The sequence below is a fragment of the Phenylobacterium sp. genome (assembly GCF_013911965.1).
Lineage (GTDB): Bacteria > Pseudomonadota > Alphaproteobacteria > Caulobacterales > Caulobacteraceae > Phenylobacterium.
Genome location: NZ_JACESE010000003.1, coordinates 150291 through 170020 on the forward strand (window position 1 = coordinate 150291; position 19730 = coordinate 170020).

20 protein-coding genes are annotated in these 19730 nt (G+C 68.6%); 11 read left to right on the forward strand and 9 right to left on the reverse strand.

Features of this window, described 5'->3' with window-relative positions; translation table 11 throughout:
• Positions 1-6 precede the first annotated feature (6 nt).
• Positions 7-501, reverse strand: a complete 495-nt coding sequence (locus H2041_RS04265) for an Lrp/AsnC family transcriptional regulator (protein WP_293409825.1) — start codon at positions 499-501, stop codon at positions 7-9.
• A gap of 492 nt (positions 502-993) precedes the next feature.
• Here H2041_RS04265 and H2041_RS04270 point away from each other — a divergent pair, with 492 nt between their 5' ends.
• From H2041_RS04270 to H2041_RS04280, 3 genes are all read left to right on the forward strand, one after another.
• Positions 994-3795, forward strand: coding sequence for a TonB-dependent siderophore receptor (locus H2041_RS04270; RefSeq protein ID WP_293409827.1), 2802 nt, complete (start codon positions 994-996; stop codon positions 3793-3795).
• 133 nt (positions 3796-3928) lie between these two features.
• Positions 3929-5728, forward strand: a complete 1800-nt coding sequence (locus H2041_RS04275) for a copper resistance system multicopper oxidase (protein ID WP_293409829.1) — start codon at positions 3929-3931, stop codon at positions 5726-5728.
• On the forward strand, positions 5725-6627 hold the full coding sequence (locus tag H2041_RS04280; RefSeq protein WP_293409831.1) for a copper resistance protein B: 903 nt from the start codon (positions 5725-5727) through the stop codon (positions 6625-6627). The genes H2041_RS04275 and H2041_RS04280 overlap by 4 nt, the downstream gene beginning before the upstream one ends.
• Positions 6628-6631: 4 nt before the next feature.
• On the opposite strand, the gene H2041_RS04285 is transcribed toward H2041_RS04280, so the two are convergent.
• On the reverse strand, positions 6632-6985 hold the full coding sequence (locus tag H2041_RS04285) for an ArsC family reductase (RefSeq protein WP_293409833.1): 354 nt from the start codon (positions 6983-6985) through the stop codon (positions 6632-6634).
• Positions 6986-7005: 20 nt separating this feature from the next.
• Here H2041_RS04285 and H2041_RS04290 point away from each other — a divergent pair, with 20 nt between their 5' ends.
• The 8 genes from H2041_RS04290 (at position 7006) to H2041_RS04325 (ending at position 11761) form a co-directional block, all read left to right on the forward strand.
• Positions 7006-7254, forward strand: a complete 249-nt coding sequence (locus H2041_RS04290) for a DUF2164 domain-containing protein (RefSeq protein ID WP_293409836.1) — start codon at positions 7006-7008, stop codon at positions 7252-7254.
• A 78-nt stretch (positions 7255-7332) separates the two neighbouring features.
• Positions 7333-9180: a dihydroxy-acid dehydratase gene (gene ilvD / locus H2041_RS04295; RefSeq protein WP_293409838.1), complete on the forward strand. Its 1848-nt coding sequence runs from the start codon at positions 7333-7335 to the stop codon at positions 9178-9180.
• A gap of 61 nt (positions 9181-9241) precedes the next feature.
• Positions 9242-9631 (forward strand): hypothetical protein, encoded by a 390-nt coding sequence (locus H2041_RS04300; RefSeq protein ID WP_293409840.1) that lies wholly within the window; start codon positions 9242-9244, stop codon positions 9629-9631.
• Between the two features lie 81 nt (positions 9632-9712).
• Positions 9713-10036 (forward strand): helix-turn-helix transcriptional regulator, encoded by a 324-nt coding sequence (locus tag H2041_RS04305; RefSeq protein ID WP_293409842.1) that lies wholly within the window; start codon positions 9713-9715, stop codon positions 10034-10036.
• Complete coding sequence (locus H2041_RS04310) at positions 10033-10443, forward strand: SRPBCC domain-containing protein (protein ID WP_293409844.1); 411 nt, start codon at positions 10033-10035, stop codon at positions 10441-10443. Before H2041_RS04305 ends, H2041_RS04310 begins: the two co-directional genes overlap by 4 nt.
• A complete protein-coding gene (locus H2041_RS04315; protein ID WP_293409846.1) occupies positions 10440-10664 on the forward strand; it encodes a hypothetical protein in 225 nt (74 codons plus the stop codon). Before H2041_RS04310 ends, H2041_RS04315 begins: the two co-directional genes overlap by 4 nt.
• Positions 10661-11071 carry a DUF1801 domain-containing protein gene (locus H2041_RS04320; protein ID WP_293409848.1) on the forward strand — a complete coding sequence of 137 codons (411 nt, stop codon included), beginning with the start codon at positions 10661-10663 and terminating at the stop codon, positions 11069-11071. The genes H2041_RS04315 and H2041_RS04320 overlap by 4 nt, the downstream gene beginning before the upstream one ends.
• 75 nt (positions 11072-11146) lie before the next feature.
• Positions 11147-11761 carry a hypothetical protein gene (locus tag H2041_RS04325; protein WP_293409849.1) on the forward strand — a complete coding sequence of 205 codons (615 nt, stop codon included), beginning with the start codon at positions 11147-11149 and terminating at the stop codon, positions 11759-11761.
• A gap of 12 nt (positions 11762-11773) precedes the next feature.
• On the opposite strand, the gene H2041_RS04330 is transcribed toward H2041_RS04325, so the two are convergent.
• The 7 genes from H2041_RS04330 to guaB form a co-directional block, all read right to left on the reverse strand.
• Positions 11774-12772 carry a fatty acid desaturase gene (locus tag H2041_RS04330; RefSeq protein ID WP_293409851.1) on the reverse strand — a complete coding sequence of 333 codons (999 nt, stop codon included), beginning with the start codon at positions 12770-12772 and terminating at the stop codon, positions 11774-11776.
• A 231-nt stretch (positions 12773-13003) separates the two neighbouring features.
• Entirely contained in the window at positions 13004-13369 is a 366-nt protein-coding gene (locus tag H2041_RS04335) for a hypothetical protein (RefSeq protein WP_293409853.1), read from the reverse strand.
• The gene (locus tag H2041_RS04340) at positions 13366-14253 is read right to left on the reverse strand and encodes a transglutaminase family protein (RefSeq protein ID WP_293409855.1); all 888 of its coding nucleotides are present in this window, start codon (positions 14251-14253) and stop codon (positions 13366-13368) included. The genes H2041_RS04335 and H2041_RS04340 overlap by 4 nt, the downstream gene beginning before the upstream one ends.
• A gap of 637 nt (positions 14254-14890) precedes the next feature.
• Positions 14891-16459, reverse strand: coding sequence for a glutamine-hydrolyzing GMP synthase (gene guaA / locus H2041_RS04345; RefSeq protein ID WP_293409857.1), 1569 nt, complete (start codon positions 16457-16459; stop codon positions 14891-14893).
• Between the two features lie 31 nt (positions 16460-16490).
• On the reverse strand, positions 16491-17771 hold the full coding sequence (locus tag H2041_RS04350) for an RsmB/NOP family class I SAM-dependent RNA methyltransferase (RefSeq protein WP_293409860.1): 1281 nt from the start codon (positions 17769-17771) through the stop codon (positions 16491-16493).
• Between the two features lie 9 nt (positions 17772-17780).
• Positions 17781-18170, reverse strand: a complete 390-nt coding sequence (locus tag H2041_RS04355) for an MAPEG family protein (protein ID WP_363244989.1) — start codon at positions 18168-18170, stop codon at positions 17781-17783.
• A gap of 12 nt (positions 18171-18182) precedes the next feature.
• Complete coding sequence (guaB, locus tag H2041_RS04360) at positions 18183-19646, reverse strand: IMP dehydrogenase (RefSeq protein ID WP_293409864.1); 1464 nt, start codon at positions 19644-19646, stop codon at positions 18183-18185.
• Positions 19647-19730 lie beyond the last annotated feature (84 nt).

The following is a 19730-nucleotide window of genomic DNA, read 5'->3' on the forward strand; positions in this document are numbered from 1 at the left end:
TTATGCTCAGGCGCGGTCCTGAAAGACGATCGGCGGCGTGGAACGCCGCGCCACCTCGCGAATGACGAAGCTGCTCCGGATCCGCGAGACGTGCGGCAGCTTCGAAAGCTCACTGCGATAGACCCGGTCGTAGTCCTCGAAGGACTCCACGTTCAGCATCAGCAGGAAGTCGGTGTCGCCCGAAACGAAGCCGCAGTAGGAGACCGACGGACACTTGATCACCTCCTGCTCGAACTCGTTCAGGGCCTTCTCGGCCTGAGAGCTCAGCTCGATGGCCACGAACACGACCACGCTGTAGCCCAGCATCGGCATGTTGAGATCGGCCGAGTAGCTGAGGACGGCGCCGCGCTCCTCAAGCATCTTGCGCCGCCGCGCCACCGCCGTGCTCGACAGGTTGATCTTCTCGCCCAACCAGACGTCCGAAGCGCGGCCGTCGACGGAGAGCTCCCGCAGGATCTGGAAGTCGACGGCGTCCAGCCCGACGTGTTCGAATTTCGACATGTAAGCCCCGCATCAATGCGCAAATCGACGGCATTCGGACGATTTTTCTTCGAAATCTTACCGCCGGGTCCGCCGCGAACGCAATCCACAGTATCTTCTCAGTGAAGGCGAGGTAACGGGCGCCGCAGGGGATAACTCAGAGCGCCCGACGCCAGACCTCAACACATGGGAACAAAGAAACTGGGGGTCGTCTCCATGGTTGAAATGCAGATGAATTACGCCGAATGCACGTGGCGGCCTGAAGGGCCAGAGCTTCACAGCGCCCGCAGGGGCGGCGCACCGACGTGATCGCAAGGCTCATCGGCCGGTGATGCCGCGTCCTGAGCGCGCATAGACCCGCCGCCCAAGGCGCCTGAAGCGTCATCCGGCGCCAAGCCAGTCAAGTCTCCGCGGCCCGGTCCCCGACCGGCGCCTTCCCTCCCCTCCTGTCCGCCAGGCGAACAGGCGTCGGCCGACGCACGCCCGGCCGACGACCTATAGTTGAGATTTGCTATGAACTCTCCCCACCAGCCCGCCGCCCGCGCCTCCTTCCGGCGCTATGTCCTGGCGACCGCCAGCGCAGCGGCCATCATCGCCCCTTCGGCGGCGCTCGCTCAGACGGCCGAACTCGAGGAAGTGGTCGTCACGGGCTCGCGCATCGTACGCGACGGCTTCGACGCGCCCACGCCGGTCAATGTTCTCGGCACCGAGGAAATCCAGTCGGAGGCCCCGGCCAACATCGCCGATTTCGTCAACACCCTGCCCTCCGTCGCGGGCTCGGTGACGGCGGCGTCCTCGTCCGGCTCCCTCTCGAACGGCGCGGCCGGCATCAGCGCGCTCAACCTGCGCGCCCTGGGCACCGGACGGACCCTGGTCCTGTTCGACGGCCAGCGTTCCGTCGTCTCCGCCTCGACCGGCCAGGTGGACACCAACACCTTCCCTCAGTCGCTCGTCCAGCGCGTGGAGGTGGTGACCGGCGGCGCCTCCTCGGCCTACGGCTCCGACGCCGTCGGCGGCGTCGTGAACTTCATTCTGGACAAGACCTATACGGGCCTGAAGACGACCGTCGAATACGGCGAGACCACTTACGGCGACAACGAGAACTGGAAGTTCAACATCACCGCCGGCGCGCCCTTCGCCGACGGCAAGGGCCACGTCCTGTTCAGCGCCGAGACGTTCAGTCAGGACGGCGTCCACTACACCGTGCGCGACTGGAACCGGAGCGGTCACTTCGCCATCGTCAACCCTGACAAGTCGCCCGGCGCGCCGACCTACATCGTCGCCGACAATGTCGGCATCTCCAGCTACACGCCCGGCGGCCTGATCACCTCCGGCCCGCTGCGGGGGACCTATTTCGGGACCGGCGGCTCGGTCAATCAGCTGAACTACGGGACGGTCAGCGGCCAGTGGATGATCGGCGGCGACTGGGAATACACCTCATCGGGCATGCTCGGGACCAACTCCCTCGCCACCGATGAGGAGCGTGACAGCCTCTTCGGCCGGGTGAGCTATGAGATCCTGCCGAACCTGGAGGTCTTCGCTCAAGCCTCCTACGCCAAGTACGAAGGCGGCGGCTACTACATCAATCCGACCCAGACCGGCATCACCATCCGGTCCGACAACGCCTTCCTGCCGGCCTCGGTGAAGGCGCAGATGGCGGCCCTCGGCCTCACCTCCTTCACCATGGGCACCAGCAACGCCGACATGCCGGCGTCCGGCAGCCAGAACGTCCGCGAGACCACCCGCTATGTGGTGGGCGCCAACGGCGACTTCTCCCTGCTCGGCCGAGACTTCACCTGGGACACCTATTACCAGTACGGCAAGACCGAGACCGACGAGCACCTCACCGAGACCTGGAACACCGAACGGCTGGCGCTGGCCACCGACGCGGTCGTCAATCCGGCCAACGGCCAGATCGTCTGCCGTTCGACTCTGACCGCCCCGTCCAACGGCTGCGTGCCGTTGAACCGGTTCGGCGTCGGCGTCGCCAGCCAGGAAGCGCTGGACTACGTGCTCGGACGTCCGCAACGCCTGCAGGAGTTCCAGCAGGACGTCTTCGCCGTGAACTTCGCCACCGACATCGGCGGCTGGGCCGGTCCGATCTCCATCGCCTTCGGGGGAGAGTACCGCAAGGAGCAGATGGACGGCTCCGTCGACCCGCAGTACGCGAGCGGGTGGAAGTACGGCAACTATAAGGTCACCGAAGGCGAGTACGACGTCACCGAGGGCTATCTCGAAGTCCTGGTCCCGATCATCGAGGGCCTCGATTTCAACGGCGCCGCCCGTTACACGCGCTATTCCACCTCGGGCGGCGTGACCACCTGGAAGGCGGGCGTCACCTACACCCCGATCCCCGACATCACCTTCCGCGGCTCGGCCTCGCGCGACATCCGCGCGGCCAATATGAGCGAGCTCTACGACTCCGGCACCGCCCGCTCGAACTCCGTCTCGATCAATGGCGTGTCGACGCCCTTCGTCCAGAACCTGCAGGGCAATCCCAATGTCGAGCCGGAAGTCGCCGACGGCTTCGGCGTCGGCGTGGTGGTCCAGCCGAGCTTCCTGCCGGGCTTCGCCGCCTCGATCGACTACTACGACATCGAGGTCGAGGGCGTGATCGACTTCGTCACGGCCCAGCAGACGGCCGACTTCTGCTTCATCCAGAACGTCCAGGAGTACTGCAACAACCTGCGCTACGAGAACGGCCGCCTGGCCTTCATCGATCTCTACTACGACAACCTGAACAGCATGACGGCGCGGGGCCTCGACATCGAAGCCTCCTACCGGACTTCGCTGGACTCGCTGTTCGACTGGGCCGCCGGGGACCTGACGGTTCGGGCCATGGCGACGCACTATATGGAGAACGTCACGGACAACGGCGTCACCGCGATCGACCAGGCGGGCTCCAACGTCGGCAGCACGCCCGACTGGATCTACCGCGTCTCGGCCCTCTACAAGCTCGACCCGCTGACCCTGAACATCACCGCCCGCGGCGTCAGCGACGGCGTCATCAGCAACGCCTACACCGAATGCACGAGCGCCTGTCCGACGCTCTCGGCGCCCTACTACACGATCAACGACAACCACATCGACGGAGCCCTCTACTTCGACGTCTCGGCCACCTACGGCTTCGAGGTTCCCGGCGGCGAGGGCGAGGCGTTCCTGTCCATCAAGAACGTCTTCAACAGCGAACCGCCGCTGACCGCCAACCCGAACGCCCAGGGCGCGGAGAACACGGTGGGCTATCTCCAGACCAACCGCTCGCTCTACGACGTGATGGGCCGAACCTTCCGCCTGGGCGTGCGGCTCGCCTTCTAGTCCCTGGAAAACAGGCGGAAATCGGGGGGCGCGTCGGCTGCGAGGCCGGCGCGCCCTTCGCATTCGCCGCGCCGACTTGAAATACCCTTTGGGGGTATGTACCTCTGGCGGCCTTCCGACTGGGAGCCCCGCCTTGACCAACCTCTCTCGCCGCCGCCTTCTCAGCGCCGCCTCAATGGCCGGCGCAGCCCTCGCCATGCCCGCCTGGGCCCGAGGCGCGAGTCTGAAGGCTCAGCACGTGCGCGCCGGCTTCGACGAGGCCGCCGGACCTGAGATCGACCTGCGGATCGCGCACGGACATCATGCCGTCCAGGGCCGCAGCGGACATGCGGTCGCCGTCAACGGCAGCGTGCCGGGCCCGCTGCTGCGCCTGCGCGAAGGCCAGACGGTGCGCCTGAACGTGCACAATCAGCTGGACGAGGACTCATCCATCCACTGGCACGGTCTGCTGCTGCCGTTCCACCTCGATGGCGTCCCGGGCGTGAGCTTCCCGGGCATCGCGCCCGGCGGGACCTTCACCGCGGAGTTTCCCGTCCGGCAGGCCGGCACCTACTGGTGGCACAGCCACTCGAACCTGCAGGAGCAGATCGGCTGCTATGGACCCATCGTGGTGGAGCCGGCGGGCGCTGATCCCGTCGAAGCCGATCGCGACTACGTCCTGCTGCTCAGCGAATTCTCCGCCGTCCATCCGCACACGATCATGGCCAAGCTCAAGAAGGGCGAGGCCTATTTCAACCGCCAGCTGACCACCGCCACCGACGCCTACGATCTCAGCGCAGCCGAGCGGCGCATGTGGGCGCAGATGCGCATGCACCCGACCGACATCGCCGACGTCAGCGCGCCAACCTACACCTATCTCGCCAACGGCCACGGTCCGGCCGAAGGGCTGGAATACCTCTTCCGCAAGGGCGAGCGGGTGCGGCTGCGCGTGATCAACGGCAGCGCCATGACCTTCTTCAACCTGCGCATCCCCGGCCTTCCCATGACGGTGGTCGCCGCCGACGGCCAGGACGTGCGGCCCGTCGAGGTGGACGAACTGCAGATCGGCGTGGCCGAGACCTACGACCTCCTCATCGAGCCGGGCGCCGCGTCCGCCTACACGATCGTGGCGGAGTCCATGGACCGGTCGGGCATGGCGGTCGCGACGCTGACCTCCTCGCCGGGCCTTCGCGCCGAGGTTCCGGCCCTGCGCGCCCCGCCCCTGCTCACCATGGCCGACATGGGCATGAACCACGGCGGCGGAGACGGCGGAGGGCACGGCCAGATGGACCATGCGGCCATGGGGCATGGGCCGATGGATCATGGGGCCATGGATCATGAGGCCATGGGGCATGGCGCGGCGGCCCCCGCGGCCATGGACCATTCGCCGGGCGCCATGCGCGACCTCTCGCGCCTGCCGCCGACCGTGCAGGCGGGCCCTGGCGTGGACATGGTGTCGATGGCGCCTGTGGACCGGACTGGCGACCCCGGCATCGGACTGGCCGATGTCGGTCACCGGGTCCTGAACTACCGGCAGCTCGTCGCCCTGCGCCCGAACCCCGACAGCCGCCCGCCGTCGCGAACGCTGGAACTGCACCTGACGGGCAATATGGAACGCTACATGTGGGCCTTCGACGGCAAGGCGTTCACCGCCGTCAGCGACCAGCCGATCCGCTTCGCCTGGAACGAACGCGTCCGCGTGAAGCTGGTCAACGACACCATGATGGCCCACCCCATCCACCTGCACGGCCACTTTTTCGAGGTGGTGAACGGGCATGACGGGCATCGGCCGCTCAAGCACACCCTCACAGTCCAGCCCGGCGGCAGCGCCACCTTCGACCTGACGGCGAACGAGCCGGGCGACTGGGCCTTCCACTGTCACCTGCTCTATCACATGCACGCCGGCATGTTTCAGATCGTCAGCGTCGACTTCCCCGAGGGAGAGGCCGCATGAGGCGCCTCCTCGCCCTGGCGCTCCTGGCGAGCGCGTCGCCGGCCTTCGCCCAGCACCCCGATCACGGGGCCATGGATCACGGGGCCATGGATCACGGGGCCATGGATCACGGGGCCATGGATCACGGGGCCATGGATCACGGGGCCATGGATCACGGGGCGGCGGCTGCGCCGGCCGCCCGCGCTTCAGGGCCGCCGCGAGCGGCCGACGCCGTCTGGGGGACGGAGGTCATGGCGCCGGCGCGCGCGGCGCTGCGCCGGGAGGTCGGCGGAATGCCCGTCTATTGGGTCCAGGGCGACCGCTTGGAGTGGCGCTCCAGCGACGAAGGCGACAGCTACCTTTGGGACCTGCAGGCCTATTACGGCGGCGACCTGAACAAGCTCTGGGTGAAGAGCGAAGGCGGCGGCGAGAGCGGCGAACGCCCCGACGACGCCGAGGTCCAGCTCCTCTGGAGCCGCGCCGTCAGCCCCTGGTTCGACCTGCAGACGGGGATCCGTCACGACTTCGCCGGGCCGCACCGGACGCACCTGGTGCTCGGGGCCCAGGGGCTCGCGCCCTACATGTACGAGCTGGACGCGGCGGCCTTCCTGTCCGACCAAGGCGAACTGACGGCGCGGATCGAGGCGGAGTTCGACTATCGCATCACCCAGCGCCTGATCGCCCAGCCGCGGACCGAGATCTCGCTCTCGGCCCAGGACATTCCGGAACTCGGGATCGGCGCCGGCCTCGACCATGCCGAGCTGGGCGTGCGGCTGCGTTACGAGCTGGCCCGCGAGTTCGCGCCCTATGTCGGCGTGGAGTACGAGCGCGCCTTCGGCCAAAGCGCCGACTACGCCCGCGCCGAGGGCCACGCGGCGGAGGAGACGCGCCTCGTCGCGGGGATCCGCTTCTGGTTCTGAGCCCTCAGCCCTTGCCGAAGAGGGCCGCGTAGGCGTCGGGCCTGAAGCCCACCTGGATCTGCTCGCCGGCCTTGAGCACCGGCCGCTTGATCATGGACGGCTGGGCCAGCATCAGCGCGATGGCCTTCTCGGCGTCCAGCTCCGCCCGATCGGCCTCGGGCAGTTTGCGGAAGGTGGTCCCGGCGCGGTTCAGCAGGGTCTCCCAGCCCAGGCGGCCAACCCAGTCCTCCAGCGTCTCGCGCGCCACGCCTTCCTTCTTGTAGTCGTGGAAGTCGTAGGCCACCCCGTGGGCGTCGAGCCAGGTCCAGGCCTTCTTCATCGTGTCGCAGTTGCGGATGCCGTAGAGTTGGACGCTCACATCGTGCTCCCTGGGATGACATGTCCAAGATCGAGTTCAGCAAGGAGGCCCGCGAGGCGCTGGCCGAGGCCCTGTCGCGCTACCTCAAGGACGAACTCGACCTGGAGGTGAAGGGATTCGACGCGGTTTTCCTGCTCGACTTCATCTCCGAAACCCTCGGTCCCCACTTCTACAACCAGGGGCTCTGGGACGCCCAGGCCGCCCTGCAGAAGAAGCTCGATCTGATCAGCCAGGCGATCGACGAGCTGGAGAAGCCCGCCAAGCTCTGATCTTGCGTCGCTCGCCCGTCTGCGCGAGGAGGTGAAGGCTCCGTGACGTCCGCGGCGCCGACCACAGTGAGACCGCCCATGCCCGCCTACCGCTCCCGCACCTCGACCCATGGCCGCAACATGGCCGGCGCCCGTGGTCTCTGGCGCGCGACCGGCATGAAGGACGCCGACTTCGGCAAGCCGATCATCGCGGTGGTGAATTCCTTCACCCAGTTCGTTCCGGGCCACGTGCACCTGAAGGACCTCGGCCAGCTGGTCGCGCGCGAGATCGAGCGCGCCGGCGGCGTGGCCAAGGAGTTCAACACCATCGCCGTGGACGACGGCATCGCCATGGGCCACGATGGCATGCTCTACAGCCTGCCCTCGCGGGAGCTGATCGCCGACAGCGTCGAGTACATGGCCAACGCCCACTGCGTGGACGCCCTGGTCTGCATCTCCAACTGCGACAAGATCACGCCCGGAATGCTGATGGCCTCCCTGCGCCTGAACATCCCGACGGTCTTCGTTTCCGGCGGGCCCATGGAGGCCGGCAAGGTGGTTCTGAAGGGCAAGGAGGTCGCCCTCGACCTGGTCGACGCCATGGTCGCAGCCGCCGACGAGGCGGTGAGCGACGAGGAGGTCGCCGCCATCGAGCGCTCGGCCTGCCCCACCTGCGGCTCCTGCTCGGGCATGTTCACCGCCAATTCCATGAACTGCCTGACCGAAGCGCTCGGCCTCTCCCTGCCCGGCAACGGCTCGACCCTGGCCACCCACGCCGACCGGGAGCGCCTGTTCCTGGAGGCCGGCCACCTGATCGTGGACATCACCCGCCGCTACTACGAACAGGACGACGCCAGCGTCCTGCCGCGCTCGGTGGCGAGCTTCGAAGCCTTCGAGAACGCCATGAGCCTGGACATCGCCATGGGGGGCTCGACCAACACCGTCCTGCACCTGCTGGCCGCCGCCCACGAGGCCGAGGTGGACTTCACCATGGCCGACATCGACCGCCTGTCGCGCAAGGTGCCCTGCCTGTCCAAAGTCGCCCCGGCCAAGGCGGACGTCCACATGGAGGATGTGCACCGGGCGGGCGGAGTCATGGCCATCCTGGGCGAACTGGAACGCGGCGGCCTGCTGCACACCCACCTGCCGACCGTCCATTCCAAGACCCTGGGCGAGGCCCTGGAGCGCTGGGACATCGGCCGGACCAACAGCGAGGCGGTCCAGACCTTCTTCAAGGCCGCCCCCGGCGGCGTGCCGACCCAGACCGCCTTCAGCCAGAACCGCCGCTGGAAGGAGCTCGATCTGGACCGCCAGGGCGGCGTCATCCGCGACGTGGCGCACGCCTTCTCCAAGGATGGCGGCCTGGCGGTGCTCAAGGGCAACCTCGCCGAGGAGGGCTGCATCGTGAAGACGGCCGGCGTGGACGAGAGCATCCTCGTCTTCGCAGGCCCCGCGCGCGTGTTCGAGAGCCAGGACGCCGCGGTCAGCGCCATCCTGACCGGCGGCGTGGCGGCCGGCGACGTCGTGGTGATCCGCTACGAAGGCCCGCGCGGCGGCCCCGGCATGCAGGAAATGCTCTATCCGACCAGCTATCTGAAGTCGAAGGGCCTGGGGAAGGCCTGCGCGCTCATCACCGACGGGCGCTTCTCCGGCGGTACGTCGGGTCTTTCCATCGGCCACGTCTCGCCCGAGGCCGCCGAGGGGGGCCTGATCGGCCTGGTCGAGGACGGCGACCGCATCGAGATCGACATTCCCAACCGCACGATCCGTCTGGCGGTGGAGGACGCCGTCCTGGCGCAGCGCCGCACCGCCATGGAGGCGCGCGGAGACGCGGCCTGGAAGCCCGGCCAGCGCGAGCGCAAGGTCTCCAAGGCCCTGCGCGCCTACGCCGCCTTCACCACCAGCGCCGCCCGGGGCGCCGTGCGCGACGTGGACCAGAAGCGCTGAGGCCGAGCGCCCGCCGCGTCCCGGCCCTGAAGCGGCCATGCTTGGGGCGCACGGTCGCGCCATGACCGTACGCCCCCTGCCCGTCCTGCTCGCCGCCCTCGCCATCGCCGCCCCGGCCGCGGCCTTGGCCGGCGACGGCCCCATAGCCACGGGAACGGGAGAGGCCCCGCCTTCGGCGACGGCGGCCGCGCCGCCGGTTCAGGCGGGCGGCGAGACGCCCGAGGAGATCGGCGCCTGGGCGCGGGGCGTCATCGAGGGCCGGCCGTCGGAACAGGCTCAAACCACCCAGCGGGACCGCTGCGCGGCCCCCGCCGACGACCGCCCGCACGGACAGGTCTGGGCGGGCATCGGCACGGGCGGCTATCGGGAGGTCGGCGGCGTGGTCACCAAGCGGTTCGGGAACTGCGCCAGCGCGACGGTCGCGATCAGCCGGACCGAAGGGCGCTTCTAGCCTTCACCCGTCCCTCAAGGCTTGACGGATTTATAGCCCGGCGGTTATGCGTCATCCCATAACCGACGAGTTATGTACAACATGGCGCAGGACCCAGATCTGCTCTTCCGGACTCTGGCGGACCCCACGCGACGGGGCCTTTTCGAGCGCCTCTGCCGCGAGGGCGAGTTGACCGTCAGCGCCCTTACCGCCGGGGCCGGCGTCTCACAACCGGCTGTGTCCAAGCATCTGGCCGCGCTGAAGCAGGCCGGCCTGGTGCGCGACCGGCAGGAGGGCCGGCTCAGCCACTATCGCGCCGAGCCCGGAGCCCTTTCGCCGCTCCTCGACTGGACGGCCGAGCTCACCGGCTTCTGGCGCCAGCGGTTCGACGCCCTCGAAGACCTGCTGAAGAGGATGGACCAGTGACCGACCCCGAACCCAAATCCGTTGTGGTCGAACGCGACCTCGCCCATCCGCCCGAGCGGGTCTGGCGGGCCCTGACCCAGCCGCATCTCCTGGCCGAGTGGCTGATGCGGACCGACTTCGAACCCAGGACCGGCCACAGCTTCAGCTTCACCGCCGAATGGGGCGCGGTGGAGTGCAAGGTGATGGAGATCGAACCGGAACGCCGGCTCGCCTACAGCTGGGGCGACGGCGTGCTCGACACCGTCGTCACCTGGACGCTGACTCCGACCAAGACCGGTGCGCACCTGCGCATGGAACAGACGGGCTTCCGCCGCGATCAGCCCCGTTACCTGATGGGCGCGACGGCCGGCTGGCCACGCTTTTTCGACAATCTGGAGCAGGTGCTCGCCAGGGAGACCGCGCAATGAGCCTCAACGCCTGGGTCCGGCGTATCCATCGCTGGCTTTCCATCGCCTTCACCCTGGCGGTCATCGCCAACATCGCGGCCATGGTCGCCGGCGCCCAGATCCTGTGGATCGGCCTTCTGGCCCTCGTCCCCCTGATCCCGCTGCTGGCGACCGGGCTCTACCTGTTCGCCCTGCCCTATCTCGGCGGCAGGAAAGGCGATGGGCTGCGAGAGCCCGCGTGAGCCGGGATCCCAATCTGCTGTCCGGCGGCAATCCGCAGATCCCCAAGGGGTATGGCGAGGAGCCGATCCGGGCCTACATCGCCGCAACGCCCGGCTGGAAGCGCGAGGTGGTCCAGCGGCTCGACGCCCTCATCACCGACGCCGTGCCGGACGTCCGGAAGGCGGTGAAGTGGAATTCGCCCCTCTACGGCGCCGGCGAAGACGGCTGGTTCCTCAGCCTCCACGGCTTCACCCGCTACGTGAAGGTCGCGTTCTTTCGCGGGACGAGCCTCCGACCCCAGCCGCCGGTCGGCTCCAAGACCCCGGAGACGCGCTACCTCCATATCTCCGAGAGCGAGCCGCTCGACGAGGCGCAGTTCACCGACTGGGTCCGCCAGGCAAGCCGCCTCCCCGGCGAACGGATGTGATCGCGGCGGATTGACGCCGCTCAAGGCGGGGCGACCCGATCCGAAGAGAATGATCGCAGACCCCGGAGGCGAGCGATGGCGCGGTTCGGAACCTGGATGGCGGGCGCAGCTGCAGCGGCGGCCATCGCCTATGGCGTACCTCAGCTCCTGCAGGTGGCCGGCGTCCTGACCGATCCCTGGGATCGGATCCTCATCTTCGCCCCGTCCCTGGCGCTCGCGCCGCTCTTCGTTCTCGCCATGGCGGCCACCCACGTCGCCACGCCGCCCGATCGGCACGTCTGGAGCCTGTCGGCCCTGGCGCTGGCCATCCTCTACGCGGCCGATGTGAGCCAGGTCTATGTGGTGCAGCTGGGCTCGATCATCCCGCACGACCTCGCCGGCGCCGGCGAAACTGTGGGCATCGCCGCCTGCTGCACGCCGGGCATGCCGGCCACCGCTGTGGATCTGCTGGGCTACACCTATATGAGCCTGGCCACCCTGCTGCTCGCGCCGGCCTTCCCCGGCCGCCGCTGGCTCCAGTTCAGCCTCGTCGCCAACGGCCTGCTGGCCCCAGCCCTGATCGGGCAACTCGCCTGGCCCGATCTGATCTATGTCGGTGCGCTCTGGCTCGTCACCTTCCCTGCGGCGATGATCCTCCTGGCCCGTGCGCTCGATGCAGCCCCGCCGATCTCCCCCCTCCGATCGCCATGACGGCGGGATCCGTCAGCGGCTCGACCTCGCCTCACGAAACGTCACCATCCTGCCGCCGATCTCGTCCCAGAGCGCCAGACTGAACGCTGGCCCGAGGTCTCGGATATGAAGACGGCAAGCGGTCGCGAGCGATGGGTGTGACGCCATCGCCTTGTCCAGACGGTAGAAGGGGATCCGGCTGGACGCATGGTGAAGGTGGTGCGCGCCAATGTTCGCCGTCAGCCAGCGCAGGGGCTGCGGAAGAACCAGGTGCGAGCTTCCCTCCAGCGCCGAGGCCGTGGGGTTCCACCCATCCTGGCGCACCCAGCGGCTGCCTTCGAACTGGTGCTGCACATAGAACAGTCCCACGCCGATCGCGGCGGCCAGCGAAACCACCGGAAGGTGCGCGATCAGCATTGCGCGCACGCCCACCAACGGAACGAGGGTCGCCGCCAAGACAGCTAGCCCGAGGTTGTTGCCCAGGACGCTTCTCCACGCCCACCGCTCTCGCATGGCTCCGATCGGCAAGCGATGCTGTATGAGGAACATGTAGGGCGGCCCCAGTCCCAGCATCACGAGCCGGTGACGATAGAGCCGGTAGCCGAGGCGCTTGAGGGGTGAGAGGGCGCGATACTCTTCCACCGTCAGCATCTCTATGGCCCCCAGACCTCGACGGTCCAGGTTTGAGGATGTCGCATGATGGATGGCATGGGTCCGACGCCAGTAGCCATAGGGCGTCATGGTGAGGACGCCGATGCAGCGCCCCACCCAGGCGTTCGCCGTCGCGCCCGGCAGGAAGGCTTGGTGACCGCAGTCGTGCTGTATCATGAACAGGCGAACGAGAAACGCCGCAGCCGGGGGAACAAGGGCCAGGCCCCACCACCAGCCTCTGGCGACGCAGACATAGATTCCGGCCCACAGCGCCAGCAATGGAACGAGGGTGACCGCTAGCTCGAAGAGGCCGCGCGCCGTGCTCGGCCGCTGGAAGGGCGCGAGGGCGGCGCGCAGGGACTGGGAGTCAGGGTTGAGCAAAGGGCCTCACGAAGTCGCCGATTTGCGTCCACAACGCTCCCGCGCCCCACTCGTTCTGGCCGCGCTGACGCCGGTCGCGCCATTCGTCAGCCGTAGCTGCGACCACGGAGGCGTCAGGGCGCGCGCCGGCCGGCGCCCGGACCACGCAGCCTGTTCCGTGGGCGCGGGCATGAGGCGGCCGTCGTTCGGCCGCTTCGGTCCTCTCGCCGGACGGCATTCCGCCCAATGCGATCAGGTCGTCGGGCCGAACGCGAAGCTGAGCAGAACGTCGTCAGGCTGCGCGTCAGGCCGATCGGCCTGGCAGAAGCCGACCACCACCCGATCCGGGTTGTCGTCGGAGACCGAAGGCGTGTCGCTGGCCCAGCCGTCCGGCGTCCTGTGAGAGGATCGGAACTCGAGCCGGCAATCCACGTCCTGCGGTGGAATTTCGATCGTCTGGTGGATGTCGCGGCCGCCGATCTGCGAACCGAACGTCAGCCGCGGCGCCGCGCCGGCGAACGTGATCACCTCGACATCCCAACGGTGAAGACCGCGGTCGGGTCGGGCCGTGGCGGTGAGCCGCACAGGCGCACCTGCGGGCAGTTCGAGGCTCGTCATAGGCGCACTCCTGTTGGGGGTCCGAGTGATGGCGGCGGCGCGGGCGATGCCTCGGAGCGAACCGCGACCTCCAGGCTCAGGTGGTCCTCGGCGCGGCCGACGTAGCTCCCGGCGACCGGCAGCACCTGGGCCGAACGGCGGGCGGCGGCGACCTTGACGAGTCCCGCAGCGCCCATTCTGGCGTTGGTGGGGTCGAAGGTGATCCAACCCGCGCCGGGGAGGTAGATTTCGACCCACGCATGCGTGGCGTCCGCTCCGCCCGTGCTTTCGGGATCAACAAGATAGCCCGACACCGCGCGGGCGCCGAAGCCGAGGCTTCGAACGGCGGTCAGGTGCAGTTCCACAAGGTCGCGGCATGATCCGGTCCTCGAACGAAGCGTCACCCCGGCGGGTTGCGTGCCCTCCTCTGCGCGCGGAACGTAGGCGACGAGCGCCCCCACGCCCGCGTTGATGTCCTTGAGCAAGGACAGCGTGTCCGTCCCCGGACCGGCGACGAAGCCCCTCGCCCACGCGGCCACGGATGAGTCGCCGTCACCAGCGCGGAGAGCCCCCAGGTCGATCGCCTCGTCGAGCGAATGGCGAAACGGATACTGCTGAGCCGAGGGCGCGATGGGAAACACCGGCCAGTCTGCAGCCGTCTCGTCGACCACGAGACGGCTTGTGACCTCAAGGCGCTCGGCAGGCGACTCGAACCGAGCGGTGGCGATGTGGTTGCCAAACACGTCAGTGGACCAGGCCAGTTGAGCCGCCGGCGTGATGTCGAGGGCGCAGCTCAACACCTGCAGATCGCCGCTGCTCCTGGGCCGGAGAACAAGCCGATGCGGATTGAAGGCGACCGGTCGGGCGAAGCTGTAGACCGTCGTATGGGTGAGGTTCAGACGCACACGGATACGCACACGCCCGCGCTGGCCACCGGGAGGGCGCGCGCAGCGAGACGCCGAGCAAGAAGGGTTCGGCGGTCTTGCATCTCTGCGAGCAGGATCCACGACTGGGCGGAGGCCCGGCAACGCTTGCGGACTTCCGGGAGCGGCGACTCAGCCGCCGCGTTGAGAGCCTCGCCGGCGTGGCGCCGGTAGTCCGCAGCCAAGAGTTCGCTCTTCAGCATCTTCTGGTCCTAAGCCCGCCCCTGGCCGAAAAGGCGGAACAGCCCCGGGAGGAGCGACCCCGCGACGACGAGGGCGGCGGAAACCGCAAGCAGCGCTGACATTGGGAAACCTCAGGCGCCTCGTCGGGAATGATCGACCACTTGGCTGGTGGCACAGGACCGACGGCGCACATCACATATGGGGGTCGCCTCCCGCAGCCGCCAGGATTGACGTCGCCAAATGATGTCTGCGTGCGCCAGCCCTGCCGCCAGAGCTACGGCCCCTCAGCTCCAGCGCCCGGAAAGCGCCTGCGGCGTCCGATGCGCGACGAAGAGCGACGAGCCCTCGCGGTGCGCAAGCCCCTAGGGACGGCGCGGCAAGCGCGGAACAGGACTCTGGCGGCGGATCACACCGACTTGCGGGAGAGCAGGCCCCTTCACTCCCACTCGATCGTCCCTGGCGGCTTCGAGGTGACGTCGTAGACGACCCGGTTGACGCCGCGGACCTCGTTGATGATGCGGGTGGCGGCTCGGCCCAGCACGTCCCAGGGGAATTCGAAGAAGTCCGCCGTCATGCCGTCGGTCGAGGTGACGGCGCGCAGGGCGCAGACGTTTTCGTAAGTGCGCGCATCGCCCATGACGCCGACCGTCTTCACGGGCAGCAGGACGGCGAAGGCCTGCCAGATCGAATCGTAGAGGCCAGCCTTGCGGATCTCGTCCAGATAGATGGCGTCGGCCTGCTGCAGGACGGCCACCTTCTCCGGGGTGATCTCGCCCGGGATGCGGATGGCCAGGCCCGGCCCCGGGAAGGGATGGCGGCCGACGAAGGCCGGCGGCAGGCCAAGCTCGACGCCGAGCGCCCGGACCTCGTCCTTGAAGAGCTCGCGCAGGGGCTCGACCAGCTTCAGCTTCATATAGTCCGGCAGGCCGCCCACATTGTGGTGGCTCTTGATCACCGCCGAGGGGCCGCCGCGGGCCGAAACGCTCTCGATCACGTCGGGATAGAGCGTCCCCTGAGCGAGGAATTCCGCGCCCTCGATCTTGGCGGCCTCGCGGTCGAAAACCTCGACGAAGAGGCGACCAATGGTCTTCCGCTTGGTCTCGGGATCGGAGACGCCGTCGAGCTCGCCGAGGAATTCCTTCGACGCATCAACGTGGATCAGCGGGATGTTGTAGTGGTCGCGGAACATGGTCACGACCTGCTCGGCCTCGTTCAGGCGCAACAGGCCGGTGTCGACGAAGACGCAGGTCAGCTGGTCGCCGATGGCCTCGTGGATCAGCACCGCGGCCACCGAGGAGTCCACCCCGCCTGACAGGCCGCAGATCACCTTGCCATCGCCCACCTGCTCGCGAATGCGCTCCACCATCTCCTGGCGGAAGGCCTTCATGGTCCAGTCGCCCTTCAGGCCGGCGATCTTGTGGGTGAAGTTGCGCAGCATCAGGGCGCCGCGCGGCGTGTGCGCCACCTCGGGGTGGAACTGAATGCCGTAGAAGCGGCGGCCTTCGTCGGCGATCACCGCGAAGGGCGAACCTTCCGAGGCGGCGACGACATGGAAGCCCTGGGGGATGGCGGTGATTTTGTCGCCATGGCTCATCCAGACGGTTTCCTTGGCGCCGACGCCGCCGAAGCCGTCCAGGAGCGGGCTCTCCTTCTCGATCAGGATCTCGGCGCGGCCGAACTCGCGGTGATGACCGCTTTCCACCGCCCCGCCCAGGCGGGCGCACATGTGCATCTCGCCATAGCAGATGCCCAGGACCGGCACGCCCAGCTCGAAGACCCGCGGCGTGACCTTGGGGCTCTCCTCCTCGTGGGCGCTGGCGGGGCCGCCCGACAGGATCACCGCCTTGGGATCGAAGGCGTCGAGCATGTCCTCGATCTTGTCGAAGGGATGGATCTCGCAATAGACGCCGCTCTCGCGCAGGCGGCGCGCAATCAGCTGGGTCACCTGGCTGCCGAAATCGACGATCAGGACGCGTTCGTGATTGGGCTCGAGAATCTCGGTCATGGCAGGCGGGCCTTGCGGGGGTGAAGAGGGATCATCGCACGCGCTCCAGCACGGCGACGAAGAAACCGTCGGTGTCGGCCGAGGCCGGGGTGAGGCGCAGATAGCCCTCCGGCGTCAGGAATGGGGTGAGTTCCGGATCGGCCGTGGGGGCCCGCACGGCGAACGCCTCGCCCGTTCGCCCCAGGAAGGCGGCCACGCGATCCTCGTCCTCCTCCGGCAGGACCGAGCAGGTGACATAGACCAGGCGGCCGCCGACCTTGGCGAAGGTCGCGCCCGTATCGAGCACGGAGTCCTGATCCTGGGTCCGCTTGGCGAGCGCTTCGGGCGTCAGCCGCCATTTGGTGTCCGGATGGCGGCGCCAGGAGCCGGAGCCGGTGCAGGGCGCGTCGATGAAGACGACGTCCATCTTACCCTCCAGGCCCTTCAGCGGGTCGGGGTCCACCGGCGAACGGACCTGCAGGTTGCGCACCCCGGCGCGGTCGCCGCGGCGGATGGTGTCGGTCAGGCGCCGGGCGTCGGCGTCGTAGGCGTAGATCTGGCCGGTATTGCCCATGGCCGCGGCCAGAGCCAGCGTCTTGCCGCCGCCGCCGGCGCAGAGGTCGAGGACCTGCTTGCCCGCCACCGCCCCGGCGCAGGCCGCGGCGATCTGCGAGCCCAGATCCTGGACCTCGAACCAGCCCTTGGAAAAGGCGGGAATGGTCTCGACCGCCCCGCCCCGGCGGGTCGGGTCCGGCGCCGGCAGTCGGATGGCGTCCTCAAGCCGGCCCGCGGGCTGCGGCTCCAGCGAGGCCAGCGCCTTCATCGCCCGCACAGGATCGCTCTTCAGGCGATTGACGCGGAGATCCACCGGCGCGCGGCGGGCGAGCGCCGCCCCCTCCTCCGCGCGCGCCTCACCGAAGGCGCGGGCGAAGCTGGCGTCCAGCCAGTCGGCATAGTCGCCGCGGACGGCCGCTGGCGCAGCGTCCAGGTCCTGCGGGGCGCGCAGAGCCGACCATTCGGCGTCGGTCAGCGGCCCCGGCCCATGGGGCTCCTCCCCCGCCGCTTCGGCCACCGTCTCGACCGGCCAGCCCCATTCGAAGGTCAGCGCGGCCAGCGCGGCGGCTCGCGGGCTGTCGACGCCCATCCGCCAGGCGAGCGAGCGGCGCTTGCGCAGCACGTCCAGCACCAGGCCCGACACCCAGGCGCGGTCCTTGGCGCCGGCGAAGCGCGAGCGGTCGCCCCAGGCCTTCAGGGCCAGGCGCACGGGCCGGTGTCGCGTCTCAATCTCGTCCAGAACCTCGATGGCCGCCGCCAGGCGTCCGCCGTCACGCACGACGCCGCCTCATACGAAGATGGCCGCCACGACCATGAAGAGGCCGATCATGGAGACGAACCAGACGAGACTGCGCACGATGGCCACGCCCGAGGCGTAGAGCGGCGCGTAGAGGGCCCGGGCGGCGACGTAGAGCGACGCGCCCCAGAAGGTCAGGTCCCCGAGCTTCCCGCCGAGATAGGCGACGATCACCGCGGCGGCGAAGAAGGGGAAGGTCTCCAGGAAGTTCCTCAACGCCCGTTCCAGCCGCGCGGCCACGCCGGTGACGGGCCGCGGCTCGTCGCGAGAGCCGCCGGCCCACTTCAGCCCCTGCTGGGCGCGCGCCGCCGCCGCGGCCCAGCCGAGCTGGACGAGGCCGATGACAACCGCCCAGGCCAGGAGCTGAAGTTCGATGGCCATCTGCACGGGCGCTCAGATCCCGCTCGGATAGTTGGGCGCCTCGCGGGTGATCATCACGTCGTGGACGTGGCTTTCACGCAGACCGGCGTTGGTGATGCGGATGAAGCGCGCCCGCTCGCTGAACTCCGGCAGGTTGGCGGCGCCCACATAGCCCATGGCCGCCCGAAGGCCGCCGACCATCTGGTGGACGATGGGCGCGATGGGGCCCTTGTAGGGCACCTGGCCCTCGATCCCCTCGGGCACCAGTTTCAGCGAGTCCGAAACCTCCTTCTGGAAGTAGCGGTCGGCCGAGCCGCGGGACATGGCGGCCAGCGAGCCCATGCCGCGATAGGCCTTGTACGACCGGCCCTGGTAGAGGAACACCTCGCCCGGGGCCTCGTCGCAGCCGGCGAAGACCGAGCCCATCATGGCGACCTGGGCGCCTGCCGCGAGGGCCTTGGCGAGGTCGCCGGAGTACTTGATCCCGCCGTCGGCGATGACCGGCACGCCGGTTCCCTCGGCCGCCCGGACGGCGTCCATGATGGCCGTCAGCTGGGGCACGCCCACGCCGGCGACGACGCGGGTGGTGCAGATGGAGCCGGGACCGATGCCGACCTTCACCGCATCGGCGCCGGCGTCGATCAGCGCGCGCGCCCCGTCGTAGGTGGCGACATTGCCGGCGATCACCTGGACGCGGTTGGATTGCGCCTTCACCCGGCCCACGGCGCGCGCCACATCGGCGTTGTGCCCGTGGGCGGTGTCGATCACCACCACGTCCACGCCGGCGTCCACCAGGGCCATGGAGCGCTCGAAGCCCGCATCGCCGACCGTGGACGCCGCGCCGACCAGCAGGCGGCCTTGGGCGTCCTTGGCGGCCAGGGGGTGGGCCTGGGCCTTCTCGATGTCCTTCACCGTGATCAGGCCGACGGCGCGGTAGTCGTCGTCGACGACGATGATGCGCTCGATCTTGTTGCGGCGGAGCAGGTCGTGGGCCTCGGCCTGATCGACGCCTTCCTTGACGGTGATCAGGTTGTCCTTGGTCATCACGGCCTTGGCCGGCACGCTGTCGCCCGCCTCGAAACGCATGTCGCGATTGGTCAGGATGCCCACCAGCCGGCCGGTCTCCGGCTCGACGACCGGGAAGCCCGAAATGCGCTTGCGGGCCTTGATCTCGCGGACCTCGCCCAGCGTCGTGTCGGGATGGATGGTCAGCGGATTGATGACCATTCCGCTTTCGTAACGCTTCACCTCGCGGACCTGGTCGGCCTGCTCTTCCACCGTGAAGTTCCGGTGCAGCACGCCAAGCCCGCCGGCCTGGGCCATGGCGATGGCCAGCCGGCTTTCGGTGACCGTGTCCATCGCCGAGGACACGATGGGGATATTGATCCTGATGTCGCGCGTCAGCCGCGTGGCCGTATCCACCTGGGTGGGCATGACCTCGGACGGGCCGGGTTCGAGCAAAACATCGTCGAAGGTGAGCCCTTCGCGAATCTCCATGAGACTCTCCGTTTTGCGGGCCGCGTATAAGCTGTCGGCGAGGGTGGGGGCAAGGGGCGGCCGCCCTGAACCGCCGATATGTTT

What these genes read in the sequence shown, in the direction of transcription:
- H2041_RS04265 (WP_293409825.1), bottom strand. Translation starts at nt 501, where the DNA reads ATGTCGAAATTCGAACACGTCGGGCTGGACGCCGTCGACTTCCAGATC.
- H2041_RS04270 (WP_293409827.1), top strand. Translation starts at nt 994, where the DNA reads ATGAACTCTCCCCACCAGCCCGCCGCCCGCGCCTCCTTCCGGCGCTAT.
- H2041_RS04280 (WP_293409831.1), top strand. Translation starts at nt 5,725, where the DNA reads ATGAGGCGCCTCCTCGCCCTGGCGCTCCTGGCGAGCGCGTCGCCGGCC.
- H2041_RS04290 (WP_293409836.1), top strand. Translation starts at nt 7,006, where the DNA reads ATGTCCAAGATCGAGTTCAGCAAGGAGGCCCGCGAGGCGCTGGCCGAG.
- ilvD (WP_293409838.1), top strand. Translation starts at nt 7,333, where the DNA reads ATGCCCGCCTACCGCTCCCGCACCTCGACCCATGGCCGCAACATGGCC.
- H2041_RS04300 (WP_293409840.1), top strand. Translation starts at nt 9,242, where the DNA reads ATGACCGTACGCCCCCTGCCCGTCCTGCTCGCCGCCCTCGCCATCGCC.
- H2041_RS04305 (WP_293409842.1), top strand. Translation starts at nt 9,713, where the DNA reads ATGGCGCAGGACCCAGATCTGCTCTTCCGGACTCTGGCGGACCCCACG.
- H2041_RS04315 (WP_293409846.1), top strand. Translation starts at nt 10,440, where the DNA reads ATGAGCCTCAACGCCTGGGTCCGGCGTATCCATCGCTGGCTTTCCATC.
- H2041_RS04325 (WP_293409849.1), top strand. Translation starts at nt 11,147, where the DNA reads ATGGCGCGGTTCGGAACCTGGATGGCGGGCGCAGCTGCAGCGGCGGCC.
- H2041_RS04335 (WP_293409853.1), bottom strand. Translation starts at nt 13,369, where the DNA reads ATGACGAGCCTCGAACTGCCCGCAGGTGCGCCTGTGCGGCTCACCGCC.
- guaA (WP_293409857.1), bottom strand. Translation starts at nt 16,459, where the DNA reads ATGACCGAGATTCTCGAGCCCAATCACGAACGCGTCCTGATCGTCGAT.
- H2041_RS04355 (WP_363244989.1), bottom strand. Translation starts at nt 18,170, where the DNA reads ATGGCCATCGAACTTCAGCTCCTGGCCTGGGCGGTTGTCATCGGCCTC.
- guaB (WP_293409864.1), bottom strand. Translation starts at nt 19,646, where the DNA reads ATGGAGATTCGCGAAGGGCTCACCTTCGACGATGTTTTGCTCGAACCC.